The following is a 15,242-nucleotide window of genomic DNA, read 5'->3' on the forward strand; positions in this document are numbered from 1 at the left end:
AACGCGCTCAGCGCGCGTCGAGCACCTTGTTCCACTCGGCCACGCGCGCGGCCTGCGCGGCGAGCACGGCATCGGCGTCGCCTTCCAGGGTGATGCGCTCCAGCTTGTCGCTGGCGCGGATGGCATCGACCACCTTCTGATCGTCGACGGCCAGCACGGCGCCGAACACGGTGTGCTTGCCGTCCAACCACGGCGTGGCGACGTGGGTGATGAAGAACTGGCTGCCGTTGGTGCCGGGGCCGGCGTTGGCCATCGACAGCGTGCCGGGCTTGTCGTGGCGCAGGTCGCCGCGGCACTCGTCCTCGAAGCGGTAGCCGGGGCCGCCGCGGCCATCGCCGTTGGGGCAACCACCCTGGATCATGAAATCGGCGATGACACGGTGGAAGTTCAAGCCGTCGTAATAGCCGTGTCGCACCAGATTGACGAAGTTGGCCACGGTCAGCGGCGCCTTGTCGACGAAGAGTTCGACGCGAATCGGGCCGCGCGCGGTGTGGAAAGTGGCGATCAGGGACATGGGCGGCCTCGTGAGTGTGGGTGATGTCGGCGCCGAGGTCGGCGCGGGGCGCACACGATACCCGAGAACGACGATGCTGCACCGCACCCACCGGCAATGGAGCGGCTACACTAGGGAGCTATTCCGCCACTACCAGGGTCTGCGGCGTGTCCGCGGGCGTTCTCGCATGTCCCTCGAAAATCTGCGCAACATCGCCATCGTCGCCCACGTCGATCACGGCAAGACCACGCTGGTCGACCAGTTGCTCAAGCAGTCCGGCACACTCAGCGAGCGCACCGTGGTGCCCGATCGGGTGATGGACTCAAGCGACCAGGAACGCGAGCGCGGCATCACCATCCTGGCCAAGAACACCGCGATCAACTGGCGCGAGAACCGTATCAACATCGTCGATACCCCGGGACACGCCGATTTCGGCGGCGAGGTCGAACGCGTGCTGTCGATGGTGGACTCGGTGCTGATCCTGGTCGATGCCATGGATGGGCCAATGCCACAGACGCGCTTCGTGACGCAGAAGGCCTTCAACATGGGCTTCAAGCCGATCGTGGTGATCAACAAGATCGACCGCCCCGGCGCGCGTCCGGACTGGGTGCTCAACGCCACCTTCGACCTGTTCGACCGCCTCGGAGCGACCAATGAGCAACTCGATTTCACGGTGGTCTACGCCTCGGCGCTGCACGGCTACGCCAGCGACGATCCCGAGGCGCGCGATGGCGACATGACCCCCCTGTTCGAAGCGATCATGCGTCATGTGGCGCCGCCGCAGGTGGACCCGGAAGGTCCGTTCCAGATGCGCATCAGCCAGCTCGATTATTCGAGCTACGTCGGCCTGATCGGCATCGGCCGCATTCAGCGCGGACGCATACGCACCAACACCGCGGTGACCGTGATCGACCGCGAGGGCAAGCGCCGCAACGGTCGCGTGCTGCAAGTGCTGGGCTTTCTGGGGCTGGATCGGCGCGAAGTGCCCGAGGCGTCAGCCGGCGACATCGTGGCGATTTCCGGCGTGGAAGGCCTGGGCATTTCCGACACCGTGTGCGACCCGTCCACGCCCGAGGCGCTGCCGGCACTGACCGTCGACGAGCCGACCATCAGCATGACGTTTCAGGTCAACACCTCGCCGTTTGCCGGCAACAAGGAACACGGCGGCGGCAAATACCTCACCAGCCGCCAGTTGCGCGAGCGCCTGGCGCGCGAAACCCTGCACAACGTCGCGCTGCGCGTGGAGGAAACCGAGGACGCCGACAAGTTCAAGGTTTCCGGTCGCGGCGAGCTGCACCTGTCGGTGCTGATCGAGAACATGCGCCGCGAAAGCTACGAGCTGGCGGTATCGCGCCCCGAGGTCATCATCAAGGAAATCGACGGCCAGATGATGGAGCCGTACGAGCAACTAGTGGTCGATCTGGAAGAGGCCTATCAGGGTGGCGTGATGGAGCGCCTGGGCATGCGCCGCGGCCAGTTGAAGAACATGGTGCCGGACGGCAAGGGCCGTGTGCGCATCGATTACGTCATTCCGGCGCGCGGACTGATCGGCTTCCAGACCGAGTTCCGCACCCTGAGCGCGGGCACTGGCCTGCTGTTCCATGTGTTCGATCACTACGGCCCGCGCGGCGATGGCGCCATCGCCAAGCGCCCCAACGGCGTGATGATCTCCAACGGCACCGGCCGCGCGCCGCCCTATGCGCTGATGGCGCTGCAGGAACGCGGGCGCCTGCTGGTGGCTGGCGGCGAGGAAATCTACGAAGGCCAGTTGGTCGGCATCCACGCCAAGGACAACGACCTGACCGTGAACGCGCTGCGCGAAAAACAGATGACCAATATCCGCGCCGCCGGCAAGGACGAAAACGTCTCGCTGACACCGCCGGTGAAGATGTCGCTGGAGCAGGCACTGGAATTCATCGAGGAGGATGAATTGGTCGAGGTCACGCCCAAGGGCATTCGTCTGCGCAAGAAGAACCTCACCGAGAATGACCGCAAGCGCGCCTCGCGCTCGGCCTGATCGGTCGCTGCAAAGCGCCGCACGACCGCGCACCCGGACGCACTACTACTCGCGCAAGGACAGCTCAGCTTGGCTTGCGCGTCATGTCGCCCTCGCTTTGCTGTGCGCGTCACTCTGGGCGAAATCGTAGCTTTTGCGTTCGACACAATCGTTCACAAACATGGTATAGCTCGCTTGCATCCACCCCTGAGGAGCGAGCAATGAACAACGAGTTTGTGCGTACCGGTGCCTTGAAAGATCTGCGCAGCTATCCGCTGTGGGCACAGGAGATCATGGAAAGTTGCGAACCGGCCAAGCGTGCGGTACTGGAGCATCCGATCTGGACCATGATGCGCGAGGGCAGCCTGTCCGACAGCGCGATGCAGCGATTCATCCTCAGCGCATGGCCGGTGATCGAGCAATTCCCGCAGTACATGGCCATGAATCTGCTCAAGGCCCGCTATGGCCGCAGCCGTGGCGAAAACATGGCGCGGCGCTGGCTGGTGCGCAATATCCGCGTGGAACAAAACCACGCCGATTACTGGCTGGACTGGTCCGATGCCGTCGGCGCGCCACGTGAAATGGTGCTCAGCGACAACGCCGCCGCGCCCGAGGCCGGCATCCTCAGCCACTGGTGCTGGCAGGTCAGCGCCAGCGATACCTTGGCCGCCGGTATGCTCGCGACCAACTACGCGGTCGAAGGCATCACCGGTGAGTGGGCGCTGCTGGTCACCCAGGACGACATCTACGCCTACGGCTTCGAGGCGCGCGTTCGCGCCAAGGCGATGCGCTGGCTCAAATTGCACGCCGAATATGACGATACCCATCCATGGGAGGCACTAGAGATCGTCAGCACCTTGATCGGCATGCGCGCAAGCCCTGAAACAGTCGATCATCTGCGACGCTGCGTACTTAACACCTATGTCTACAAGCGCATCGCTCTTGAGCATTGCATGCAGGTGCAACAACGCGCCACGAGTGTGCAGGCGGTTGCGGCCTGAGACCTCGCTTTGCCATCATCCCCGCCGCGGAGCAATCGGGCGCCGTGGCGGCGTTGGTTGAGGACGATGGGCATGCGCAAGATCGACCCAGACCCGCGTCCCCTGCCGCTGGAGCGGCAGCTTCGCCCGTTGCTGGTCAGCATGATCGCGATCGTGATGCTGGTGCTGCTGTTGACCTGGTTTGCCCTGCAGGTGCAGGTTGCCGTCGCCGGGTTCCTCAATGGCGAGAGCATCTGGTCGAAGGCGCAGAAGCAGGCCATCATCGAGTTGTATGCCTACGCCACGCATGGCGATGCCAGGAATTTGCGCGCATACCAGCAGAACATGCGCGTCGTGATGGCTGACCGCGCCGGGCGCGATGCCGTGGCCGGCGCTCATCCGCAGCCAGCGCTGGCACGGCGTGCGTTCGCCAGTACCGGCGCCCTGCCGCAGTCCATCCCGCTGCTGGTCTTTGCCATGCAGCACCTCGCCGCAGCGCCGTATATCAGCACGGCGTTGCGCAACTGGCGCGCCAGTGACCCCGCCATGGATGAATTGCCGCGCATCGCGCAGCACCTGCAGGCGCTGTACGCGCAGCCGCATCCCTCGCCCATCGAAACCAGCGTCGAGGCCGCGCGCATCCTGCAGATCAATGCCACAGTGGCGCCGCTGGCCGATGCATTCTCTAGAAGCATCGCCCTCGGCGCAGCCTGGCTGGCACGCGTCCTGTTCTGGTCGATGTGCAGCGCTACGCTGCTGATGCTGGCGATCTGGTTGTACTTCGCGCGGCGCACCCTGCGCGCGTTGCGCGGCTCCGAATCGCGCTATCGCGCACTGCTGGAGGGCGCGCAGGACGCCATCGCCGTGGTCGATGCCGGCAGTGGCCGCATTCTCGAAATCAACCAGGCCGCCGAGCACATGATCGGCGGCAGCCGCCAGCAAATCTGTGGCCGCCCCTTCGTCAGCCTGTTTCCCGATGGCCCGCCCAAACTGGACGGTGCGGATGCGCCCGACACGCACGCCGACGTGGCGCTGGCCGGCGGTGGCGAGCGCGTGCGCCACGTCGCCATCAGCCTCAGCCGCAACCAGTGGGGTGAGCGCACCGTGCAGCTGGCCATCATGCGCGACATGACCGAGCGTCTGCGCATGGAAGAAGACCGTCGCGTGGCCGCCGAGGCTCTGGCCAACATCGCCGAAGGCGTGCTGATCGCCGACGCCGAGCGCCGCATCATCAGTGGCAACGCCGCCGCCGAAGCGCTGACCGGATACAGCACCAGCGAACTGATCGGCACACCACTGGATGCGCTGCGCAGCCAACTGAATGGTGACCCGCTGGACACCACGCCATGGCAAGAAGTCGCTTATAGCGGCCATTGGCAGGGCCGCGTGCAGAGCCGGCGCAAGAACGGCCGCAGCTACCCCGAGCGCCTGAGCCTGAGCGCCATTCGCGCCAGCGATGGCACGCCGCATCGCTACGTCGCGGTATTCGACGACATCTCCGAATCGGAGGCCTACCAGCGCCAACTCGAGCACCTCGCCATGCACGACCCGCTGACCGCGCTGCTCAATCGCGCCGCGTTCGAGCGGGAAGCCGCGCGCAGCCTGGGCGAAATGCGCATCCGCGGACGCATGGCGGTGATGCTGTTCATCGATCTGGACGGCTTCAAGGCAGTCAACGACAGTTACGGGCACGCCTTTGGCGATCAGTTGCTGCAGCAGGTCGGACAGCGTGTGCAGAGCCAGATCGCCGCGAATGATCGCGCCGGCCGCATCGGCGGTGACGAATTCACCCTGCTGCTATGCGATCTCGGCACACGCGATGAGGCCTTGCCTGTGGTGCGCAAGCTGCTGCTGTTGCTCAGCGAGCCCTTCCATGTGCTCGAGCACGAGATTTTCCTGTCCGCCAGCATTGGCATCTCCAGCTTCCCCGGTGATGGCGACGATCCCGCCACGCTCATCGCCAATGCCGATGCGGCGATGTATTCGGTCAAGGCCGACGAGCGCAACAGCTATCGCGTCTATACCAAGGTCATGCAGGCCTCGACGCGCACGCGCCTGACCCTGGCGGGGGAGTTGCGACAGGCCATCGCGCGCGGCGAGTTTCATCTCGTTTACCAACCCAGTCTGGATTTGCGTACGCGCAAGCTGGTCGCGGTGGAAGCATTGCTGCGCTGGCAGCATCCCGAGCGCGGCGAGGTTTCGCCGGCCGAGTTCATCCCGCTGGCCGAAAGCCTGGGCATGGTGCGCGCGGTTGGCGAATGGGTGATCAACGAGGCCTGCCGGCAAATTCGCGCATGGCTGGATGCCGGCCTGCCACCGCTGCGCGTGGCGGTGAACATCTCGGCCAGCCATTTGCGTCATCCACAGTTCGTCGAGCACCTGCGCGCGACACTGCGGCAGCATCGCTGCCCGTCCGACGCGCTGATGATCGAGCTGACCGAGAGCGCCATTCTGCACATTGGCGAACGCTCACGGCGCACGCTGGCGGCGCTACATGAACTGGGCGTCAGCGTGGCGGTGGACGATTTCGGCACCGGCTACTCGTCGCTGGCCTATCTGAAGCTGCCGGCGATCCGCACCATCAAGATCGATCAGTCGTTCGTCAACGGCTTGCCCGATGATGCCAACGACGCCGCGATCACGCGCGCCATTCTGGCCCTGGCGCACAGCCTCGGCCTCGAGGCCATCGCCGAGGGCATCGAGACCGAGCAGCAACTTGCCTTCCTCCTCGCGGCGGGTTGCCTCGAGGGTCAGGGCTATCTGTTCGCGCGCCCGCAGTTGCCCGACGTCATCACCGCGCAACTGATGCAGTCCTGAGCGCGCTTGCGCGAACGTGCTGGGCGCGACTTACATCAGGCGTTGCGCCGAACGCCGCAATGCCAGGGTGAACATCAGGCCGCTGATGCCGTTGACGATCAGCACCGCGCCCAGCAGCGTGCCCAGCGCCCACGCGCTGCTGGCCGGCCAACCCAGCCCGATCATCAATCCCAGCACGATGCTGACGACACCATCGATCAACAACCAGCGCGCGCCCTGCGCGGGCCGATGCCGATGCCAGGCCAGCAGGCGCAGCACGCCGCTGGTGAAAAACACCACCGCCAGCACCAGGGTCATGCTGACCAGTGCCATGCCCGGTACGTACACCAGATACAGTCCTGCAGCCACGTACAAAAGCCCCAACGCCACGTGCACCGCGCGACTCCGGGCGCGATGCCCATGGAAGCCCGCGCTGATGTGGAACACGCCACCGATGACCAGCAACCACGCGATCACCAACGCGGAAATGAAACCAGCCGCCAACGGCAGCGCGAATGCCAACACACCGACGATGATCATCGCCAGCCACAGGACGATCCAGCCAATGCCGCGCATGTCGTGTTCTCCAAGAATCAAGCCAGCGCGCATGCTGCGCTGCGCCGCGCATGGGCGTCAATGCGGTTGCGCACCGAGCCGCATGCGATGAGCACGCCACGCCCGATCTTGCTGGCCTGGAGCGGCGGCAAGGATTGTCTGATGGCGCTGGAACGTCTACGCGCCGATCCCGCGTGGCGCGTGGTCGGCCTGCTGACCACGGTGACCGGCGCGTTCGATCGCGTCGCCATGCACGGCATCCGTCGCAGCGTGCTGCACGCGCAGGCCGCCGCGCTGGATCTGCCGCTGCTCGAATCGGTGCTGGACTGGCCGGCCAGCAACGCCAGCTACACGCAGGCCTTTGCCGCCAGTCTCGAACAGGCGCGCGTCGCTTGGCCCGGCTTGGCGCATATCGCATTCGGCGATCTGTTTCTGGCCGATGTGCGCGCGTGGCGCGTGGCGCTGTTGGGCGATCTGGGATGGCAGGGCGAATTCCCGCTGTGGGGCACGGATACCGCGACTCTGGCGCGCAGCTTCATCGCCGCTGGGCACCAAGCCGTGCTCACCTGCGTGGACACCACGCAGCTCGACGTCGGCTTCAGTGGCCGCGCCTTCGATGCCGATTTGCTCGCTGCCCTGCCCGCCGCCGCCGATCCCTGCGGCGAGCATGGCGAGTTCCATACCCTGTGCCACGCCGGACCTTTGTTCGCGCAAGCCTTGCCGATCCGCCGCGGCGCATCGCTGCTGCGCGAGGAGCGCTTTCAGTACACCGACTTTCTGCTCGAGAGCGATCCCGCGGGCTGATGCATGCGCGCAGCGATTGCGCGAGCCATGCCGCGCATCCGGGCGCCGAGATGCTTCACGTTGCTCAACATGACAATCCGGAAACCTCGCGCGGCACGCCCGTCCCGAGTCCCGAGTCCCGAGTCCCGGCTCAAAGAATGCTGTTGATCAAGTCATCGCCGATGCCGAAGCCCGCGCCCATCTCGATGGCGCGGCCGAAACCCGAGTTGCGAAACCCGCCCAGCGCGCCCATCAGGCCGCCTTGCTGTTGATGAGCGCCGCCGGTGTGCGTGCCGCCGAAGCCGGCCATCACCGGATTGGCGGCCACCCGCTGATCCTGGGTCCGCAACTGCTGGTACTGCTGATCGATGGTCTGGATGTCCTTGCGGATGTTCCGAGGATTGTCGGAAAAATAATGAAAGACTCAGGTAGCCAGTGCCGAGAGCACCTGCTGACGCTGCGCCAGGCCATTTTCCAGACCCGACTGCGCGAGCAGGCCCGGCATCTGCATGGCCAGTGCGGCGGCATCACGCTGCGCCAGCGCGGCATCGCTGAAACCCTTGGCGGCCAGCACCAACTCGCCATCGACGCCGACGAGCTGCGCGAGCGTGTCGCGCTCGTTGCGGTGGCGCTGGTTGATGCGATCCATCTCGGGCACGCCGACGGTACGCACACGCAGCTCCAGCGCCTCGATCAATTGCTGCGCGCGCCGCATCTGCTGCGCACTGGCCACCGCCGCGGCATCGGCATAGGGATGCTCGCGCGTCGGTTCCGGCAGGTGTTCGCGGCGCCACGCACGCTCCAGATCGGCCAGGTGCGCGCGCGCGGCGGCCAGCATTTCGCTAACCTTGGCGCGCACCAGCAAATCATCGGCACGCAACTGGTTTTCCTTGCGATAAAAGTTGTAACCCCAGCCGTAGAACAGATTCGACAGAAGCTGCTTGGTCGAACCCGCGCTGTCGATCGGATTGGCGACGGTCTTGAACTCGGTCACGGCGTGCTCCTTGCGCGCGGACCACGGCGCACGCCGCGGCCCGCATCATTCAACTCAGGGTTTGCCGGTCAGCGGTGCGGAGGCATCGCCCGATGGGATCGGGTACGTGCCCATGGTGGCGCCGCCGATCTGGAACGGCGTTCCGCAGGCCGCATTCGGCGCCGAGACCAAGCCCTTCTCGGCCATCTTCAAGGCCGTGTAGTAGCGCACCGCCTCGATCTCGGTGAGCCCGAACGCACGCAGTGAAATCAGCTCGCGCATGCGCTCGTCCTTGGGCAGCACCAGCACCTTGGCGTCATTCAAGGTGATGCCGTACACCGAGAGGAAGGCGCTCAGGTGCTCCTTCACCAGCTCCACGATCTCATGGATGTGCTCGTTGATATGCTCCATCGGCGTCACCTGGATCACCTGGTTGATCGCCTGCTCCACCACTGGCCCGGCGTAGCTCGCCACTTCCTCGGCCTTGATGTAGTGCCCACCGAAAGGCATGTGCGTGGTCAGCTTGAGCGCATCGTCCTTGCTGTCCACGTGGATGTAGTAATCCACCGTGTAAGTCATCTCGGCCATCTCCGCCGAGGTCGCCAAGCCGGTATTGCGTACCAGCAACTTGGCGCGATTGACGTACAACACCTCGTACTGCCACGGTGAACTGCCACCAAAGAAACCGGTGACGAAGCCGCCCAGCAACGGCTTGTCCGGGGTCTGCACAGGGTATTGCCCGGTGTCGTACACGGCCAGCACCGCGCCGCGCGATTTCAGCACCGCGAAATGGTTGGCCTCGACGGTCAGCAGACTGCCGGAAACGATGCTTGCATCGGGATAATGAAAGCCGAGGATATCCGGCCCCATGATGTCGGTGCCGTCGTCCTTGAGTGTGGAGATCACTTGCCGCGTCAGTGCCATGGTCGGTCCTTGGGTGCGGGCCGCGCAGCGCGCGGCGTGGGAGGCCAGCAACGGCCCCGATAGCGCCCTCCGCCAGCGCGATGTTCGCGCCTGTCTGCAGCGGGCGTGCCTTGTGACCCGGCGAAACGCGCGGAGTTCAACACATCATCAAGACCCCGCGCACCGCGCCGACGCGGCAACGATCACGATCGATATACATGTGCCGCCACGCGAACCCGCATTCGCATGCGAAGCGCCTCGCCGCCCGCAACAATTCATGAAAAACCAACAACAAAAAGCCGGACTCGCGGCCCGGCTTCGATTCAGATTTCACGTGCAACTGGTCACCCCCTCAGGCCACGGATACGAAGAGCGGACGAAGTGAATGAGCAGCCGCGCCTGATGCCCTTGGGATACTATGCGGCGGTGCTCCGGATTTGGAGATTGCGCTCATGACACAGTACGATCTGAGTCCCCTGCTGGCGCCAATCAGCGAGGAATCCCCGGCTGGTGAAAATCTCGAATACGACGCGCAATTGCTTGAGTTGGAGCGCGTTGCGACACCCAAGGCCGAGCGCGCCATCGGCGACAGTGTCAAGGCCGCTGAAGAGCCTGATTGGGAGCAGGTGGAAACGCTCGCAAAAGCCGTTCTGGAGCGCTCCAAGGATCTGCGTGCGGCGATCCATTTGACAACGGCATGGTTGCAGTCCCGAGGACTATCTGGTTGGGTCGCGGGGCTCGCGCTTGTCCGCGGACTGCTCGAAAATTTCTGGGACGGCGTTTATCCGCAACTGGATGCCGAAGACGACAACGATCCGACCGCTCGGGTCAACAGCGTGACCACGCTCGCCGACCCACTTGGCGTGCTGGGCTATTTCCGCGCTGCGACGTTTGTACGCTCGCCACGGTTGGGACAGTTTTCCCTGCGCAGCTTGCGAATTGCCAATGGCACGCTGAAGGTGAGCGCCAGCAGCGAGCAATCCGGTGAAGCGCCAACCCTGACGGAAATCGAAGCCTGCTGCATGGATTGCCCCGAGCAAGACCTGCTTGATGCGTTCACAGCGGCTGGCGCGGCTCTGGAACACGCCACTGCCATCGACCGCATATTCAATGACAAGGTGGGCACAGCGGGGCCGGACTTCAAACCACTACTCGTGGATCATCGCGAACTGCTCAAGTTTCTCGAAACGCAGGTCGCACGGCGAATGCCGGCGCAAGCGAATGCAGCCTTGACCGACGATGGTGGCACGGCTCCCGCAGGTACCGGCGGAACCAATGCGTCATCCGCACGTATCGATGGCCCGCAGGACGTCATGCGCCGCCTGGACGAGCTTTGCGAGTATTACGCCAAGCGCGAGCCATCCAGCCCGGTGCCATTGCTGCTGCGCCGCGCACAACGCCTGGTGGGCGCGGATTTCGTTGACCTGATGAAAGACCTCGCACCCGGCGGGCTTTCCGAGCTCAAGCTGATCGCTGGTTCTATTGACGAAGGCTGACGCAACCGTTGCTGCCTCGTCCCATGCTCGCGCCCAGCGAGTCAATGGACCCCCAAACACCGATTCGCACCGAGGCGCGCAAACAACTGCTGCAGGGATGGATCCCAGGTCAATGACAGCCCGCCGCGGAGTCCCACAGTAATGTTGGCGTCAGCGGCTTGCGTGATCGGCCCGACCGAGCTGCTGCTGCCGTCGCCGTAACTGACCTTGGCCGCCAAGGTATAACGCACAGGATCGGCGCAGGCCGACATGCCGATGGTCTTGGCCGCGGTCGTCTGATCGATGCTGATCGGTCCCAGCTCACCGGACCCGAGGACCACGTCGCGCGCTGTTGCATTGGCTTTGTCGCTGCTGCGGCACACGGCATTCAGGGTGTAGTCCACCGCGAACTGCGGTGTCGCCATCACCTGCAGCGTACTCAACGCCTGCGGCTGCGCCGAGCAACCCAGCAGGAAATGTTTTTTCTTGGGTACCACATGCAGCACATAACTACCCGGTGCAAGCTCGGCCGCGCCCGGCCAATTCAATTGGATACGCGTTGGCAGTGCGGCCTCGATCGTTGGCTGCTGATTCAGCGGTACGCCCCGCGCATTGGTGACAGTGACCCGTGGATAAGCGCATTGGGGGTCGGTCAGGTTCACCCCGATCACGGTGATGGCGTGCAACTTGCTGCCGTGACGGATGACAAACAGCGGATGCTGGCTGGTGGACTCGATCGCGTCGATCACCGCCGGGTTGTTGGCGCTGGACTCACCCGATGTATCCGCCAGTTGTTGCACCGAAGATGCCAATACTGCTGCCATGGCCGCGTCCTCGGCGCCGAGACATCCGCTCGATGCCTGCAAATAATCTTGCGCACGTTGTGCCGCGGCATGCGCGCGCAACACCAGGCCCCGCTCTCCGGCGCTGAGTGCAACGAGTGCCTGATGCAAGTCGCTTGCGGGCTTCGCACGCAGCGCATCGAGCATAGCCTTGAGGCCTTGATCCGCGTTCTCGAGTGATCCGCTCGACGACGCATGCAGACGCTTGCTCAAACCATCCCGGGCGGACTCCAGTTCATGGATTGCCCGTGCGGCGGTCAGTTGCGGAGGAACTTGCGAACTCGCGGGCCATGCAAGAATGGCAAGCATCGTGCCAGCCAGCAGCCACGATATCCGGCGCGTGCATTTCATCGTTGCCCTCACCTTCAGCGTATCAGCCGGTCGACATCGACCGCATCACACCCACGCCTTTGTAACGGCTGGCTGCTGGCGCGAGCCACGATGCCTGTATCCAGCAACCGGGTGCCATCACCATGTTCACTGCGTCCCGTTCCGGCAGTTGTCCGGGTAGGCTTCGGGTGAGCACGATTGTTGATCGGCAGGCAAACGGATACCGGGCGGGACGATGCCGTAGGGGCGATAGTTTGCCGAGACCACGCTCGCATCAACATAACCGTAAGCATGACTGTTGGAATTCTGTGCACGACTGGCCAGAGCCGAACCCGGCACATTGACGCTCAACTGGCCAGCCACCGGAATAATCACGCCTTGTTGATTAACCGCATAAAAATAGGCCGGCGGTATCCCCACCATCGCCACGAATTGCGAATTCGCACTGACAACATAGATCGGCGCCGATGGACTCCCGATTCCGCCCGTTGAGGAAAAGATGCCGGTCCCGTCATACAGCGGTGTGCTGCCGATCTGCAACAAGTTGCCATTGCTGACCGACAGGTAGAGTGGCGCGGTTCCAGTATCGACCGTATACGCACTACCTCCCACCGAAGCCAGCGTCAGCGTCTGATCATTGGTGAAGCTGAAACCGGCCGGCGACGAAAAGCCGCCAAGAACACTGACGTGGTTGTCACGATGCGCGGTAGCTCTGCCAAGCAGCGTCGGCCCCGCCGCACTGCCGGTCAACGTGCCCGCCGTTATGTTGCCGCCGACACCCTCGCTGATCGTGCCCGCCGATTTGAGCGTGGTCGCCGTGCCCTTGACCGTGCCGTTGATGGTCAGATCGCCCGTCGTCGTCGTCAGCGCCATGCTGGTGCCGCCATCCACCGTGGCGCCACTGCCCACCGTCAGCGCCTGATTGTTGATCAGGCTGAATCCGGTCGCCGTGAAAGTACCCAGGTTGCTGATCAGGTTGGCGTCGTTGAGCGTCACGCTACCCGCCGAACTGCCCGTCAGCGTCCCCGCCGTCAGAATGCCGCCCGTCTGATCGATCGCCGCGTTGCTGCTGGTGAGTGTCAACGTCCCGGTGGCGGTCACATCCGCATTGAGCGTCAGACCCCCGTTGCCATCGAGACTGACCGTGCTGCCGCTGATGCTCTGACTCAGCGCCAGATTGCCCGCCGAGCTCAGGCCAATCACACCACCCGTCAGACCGGTGTTCACGCTCAACGCACCGCTGGTCGTGGTCAGATTGATCGTCCCGGCATTGCCGGTCGTCGTCAGCGGACCATTGACCGCCAATGCCTGCGCGTTGCTCAAGCTGAAGTTCGCTGCATTGAAAGTACCCAGGTTGCTGATCAGGTTGGCGTCGTTGAGCGTCACGCTACCCGCCGAACTGCCCGTCAGCGTCCCCGCCGTCAGAATGCCGCCCGTCTGATCGATCGCCGCGTTGCTGCTGGTGAGTGTCAACGTCCCGGTGGCGGTCACGTTGCTGTTCAGCACCAAACCAGCGCTCCCGCTGAGCGATACATTGCTGCCGCTCAAAGTGCTGGACGATGTCAGTGCACCACCATCGGATACCAACGTCAGATTGCCTGTACCGGCATTGATGCCGTTTGCCGGCAAGGTCAGCATGCCACCTGCCGTCAGGTTTACGTTGCCGTTGTTGTTGTCCGTCAATGCGATCACATTCAGATTATTGGCATCGGCCAGCGACACGCCAGCGCCGGTCGCCGATACCGTACCCTGGAAATCATTGCTGCCGTCGTTCAATGTGACCGCATGCGTCCCCGCGTCAAAGCTCGCCGCACCCGCCACCACGAACTTGCCACCTTGCGTGATGTCGCCTGCCGTGGTGGTGACACTCAATCCGCCAGTGCCGATGTTCAACGCGTTCGCGCTGAAGGTGCCGCTATTGACAACCAAACCGGTCAGCGCGGTCGTACCGCCCACCGCACCTCCGAAGGCGGTCAGACCGCCGGTGTTCACCGTCAGGGCGTGCGCGCCATCGACCGTGGAAGCAAAATCAATGGCCCCACTGCCCGTGCTCGCCAGCGTGGCGTCCGCACCCAGCGTCACCGCATCGTTGTAGGTCTGCGAACCGCCGGTGATCACATTGCCGTCCAGCGTGATGCCGCCACTTGCCGTCACATCCAGGGCACCACCCACGCCCACGACCGGCAACGTGAATGCCGCGCTGGTGTAGTCCAATGTCAGATTGCCCGTGATGCTCGCAGGCAATGTCAGCGTCCCTGGCGTCGCGTACGTGTTTTCCAGCGACAAATTGTTGATCGATGCGCCCGTGCCGGCAGCGAAGCTCACACCACCCTGGAAATCATTGGCCTGACTGCCCAAGTTGATATCCTGCGTGGTACCACCGGGCGTCGTGCTGTTCTGCGTGAACGTCGCCGCGCCGCCCACTGTCAATGCGCCAGTCTGCGTCAATGCGCCGTTGCTGCCCACGTCCAGCGTGCCGCTCACGTTGCTGGTACCCAGCACGGTCGCGGCATTGTTGACCAGGCTCACGTTACTACCGGTCAGGCTTATCGCACCGGTGAAGTCATTGCCCGCATTGGTCAGCGTGATGGCGTTGCCGCCGGCGTTGAAGCTGGACAACCCGGCCACACTGAACGTGCCACCCTGGGTAATGCCGCCGCTCGTGGTCGTTACTGTCAGTCCGCCAGTGCCGATGTTCAACGCGTTCGCGCTGAAGGTGCCGCTATTGACAACCAAACCGGTCAGCGCGGTCGTACCGCCCACCGCACCTCCGAAGGCGGTCAGACCGCCGGTGTTCACCGTCAGGGCGTGCGCGCCATCGACCGTGGAAGCAAAATCAATGGCCCCACTGCCCGTGCTCGCCAGCGTGGCGTCCGCACCCAGCGTCACCGCATCGTTGTAGGTCTGCGAACCGCCGGTGATCACATTGCCGTCCAGCGTGATGCCGCCACTTGCCGCCACACCCAGGGCACTACCCACGTTGGAATCACCCAGCGCCAGCGCATGGCTGCCGTTGTTCAGGGTGACGGCATTGGCGCCGCTGTTGTTGAGGCTCACCACTCCAGTGAAGTCATTGCCAGTGCTGTCCAGCGTCAGCGCGCCGGCACCGGCGTTGA

At 64.0% G+C, this 15,242-nt stretch carries 13 protein-coding genes; 5 read left to right on the top strand and 8 right to left on the bottom strand.

The annotated features are described in order from the left end of the window. Positions 1-7 precede the first annotated feature (7 nt). On the bottom strand, positions 8-514 hold the full coding sequence (locus tag ACYDAT_RS10855) for a peptidylprolyl isomerase (RefSeq protein ID WP_461440173.1): 507 nt from the start codon (positions 512-514) through the stop codon (positions 8-10). Positions 515-680: 166 nt separating this feature from the next. Here ACYDAT_RS10855 and typA point away from each other — a divergent pair, with 166 nt between their 5' ends. The 3 genes from typA to ACYDAT_RS10870 all read left to right on the top strand — a co-directional run bounded on the left by typA (position 681) and on the right by ACYDAT_RS10870 (position 6,286). Next, entirely contained in the window at positions 681-2,510 is a 1,830-nt protein-coding gene (gene typA, locus ACYDAT_RS10860) for a translational GTPase TypA (protein ID WP_461440174.1), read from the top strand. A 200-nt stretch (positions 2,511-2,710) separates the two neighbouring features. Next, positions 2,711-3,490: a TenA family transcriptional regulator gene (locus ACYDAT_RS10865; protein ID WP_461450053.1), complete on the top strand. Its 780-nt coding sequence runs from the start codon at positions 2,711-2,713 to the stop codon at positions 3,488-3,490. A gap of 72 nt (positions 3,491-3,562) precedes the next feature. After that, entirely contained in the window at positions 3,563-6,286 is a 2,724-nt protein-coding gene (locus ACYDAT_RS10870) for a putative bifunctional diguanylate cyclase/phosphodiesterase (RefSeq protein WP_461450055.1), read from the top strand. 30 nt (positions 6,287-6,316) lie between these two features. Here ACYDAT_RS10870 and ACYDAT_RS10875 read toward each other — a convergent pair whose 3' ends face one another. Further along, positions 6,317-6,874 (bottom strand): HdeD family acid-resistance protein, encoded by a 558-nt coding sequence (locus tag ACYDAT_RS10875; RefSeq protein WP_461450056.1) that lies wholly within the window; start codon positions 6,872-6,874, stop codon positions 6,317-6,319. 54 nt (positions 6,875-6,928) lie between these two features. Here ACYDAT_RS10875 and ACYDAT_RS10880 point away from each other — a divergent pair, with 54 nt between their 5' ends. Continuing rightward, positions 6,929-7,624, top strand: a complete 696-nt coding sequence (locus ACYDAT_RS10880) for a Dph6-related ATP pyrophosphatase (RefSeq protein ID WP_461450058.1) — start codon at positions 6,929-6,931, stop codon at positions 7,622-7,624. Between the two features lie 130 nt (positions 7,625-7,754). Here ACYDAT_RS10880 and ACYDAT_RS10885 read toward each other — a convergent pair whose 3' ends face one another. The 4 genes from ACYDAT_RS10885 to ACYDAT_RS10900 all read right to left on the bottom strand — a co-directional run bounded on the left by ACYDAT_RS10885 (position 7,755) and on the right by ACYDAT_RS10900 (position 9,813). Beyond that, complete coding sequence (locus ACYDAT_RS10885; RefSeq protein WP_461450060.1) at positions 7,755-7,931, bottom strand: hypothetical protein; 177 nt, start codon at positions 7,929-7,931, stop codon at positions 7,755-7,757. 96 nt (positions 7,932-8,027) lie between these two features. Then, the gene (locus ACYDAT_RS10890; protein ID WP_461450062.1) at positions 8,028-8,597 is read right to left on the bottom strand and encodes a hypothetical protein; all 570 of its coding nucleotides are present in this window, start codon (positions 8,595-8,597) and stop codon (positions 8,028-8,030) included. Positions 8,598-8,651: 54 nt separating this feature from the next. Further along, on the bottom strand, positions 8,652-9,500 hold the full coding sequence (locus tag ACYDAT_RS10895) for an SPFH domain-containing protein (protein ID WP_297927105.1): 849 nt from the start codon (positions 9,498-9,500) through the stop codon (positions 8,652-8,654). 136 nt (positions 9,501-9,636) lie between these two features. Further along, on the bottom strand, positions 9,637-9,813 hold the full coding sequence (locus ACYDAT_RS10900) for a hypothetical protein (RefSeq protein ID WP_461450064.1): 177 nt from the start codon (positions 9,811-9,813) through the stop codon (positions 9,637-9,639). Between the two features lie 118 nt (positions 9,814-9,931). Here ACYDAT_RS10900 and tssA point away from each other — a divergent pair, with 118 nt between their 5' ends. Continuing rightward, positions 9,932-10,975 (top strand): type VI secretion system protein TssA, encoded by a 1,044-nt coding sequence (gene tssA, locus ACYDAT_RS10905; RefSeq protein WP_461450066.1) that lies wholly within the window; start codon positions 9,932-9,934, stop codon positions 10,973-10,975. Between the two features lie 41 nt (positions 10,976-11,016). Here the strand turns inward: tssA and ACYDAT_RS10910 are convergent, their stop codons facing one another. Both ACYDAT_RS10910 and ACYDAT_RS10915 read right to left on the bottom strand, forming a co-directional pair. Then, positions 11,017-11,778 (bottom strand): hypothetical protein, encoded by a 762-nt coding sequence (locus ACYDAT_RS10910; RefSeq protein ID WP_461450068.1) that lies wholly within the window; start codon positions 11,776-11,778, stop codon positions 11,017-11,019. Between the two features lie 495 nt (positions 11,779-12,273). Then, a partial coding sequence (locus ACYDAT_RS10915) for a beta strand repeat-containing protein (RefSeq protein WP_461450070.1) occupies positions 12,274-15,242 on the bottom strand: 2,969 nt, incomplete at its 5' end.

This window comes from Metallibacterium sp., from assembly GCF_054637675.1.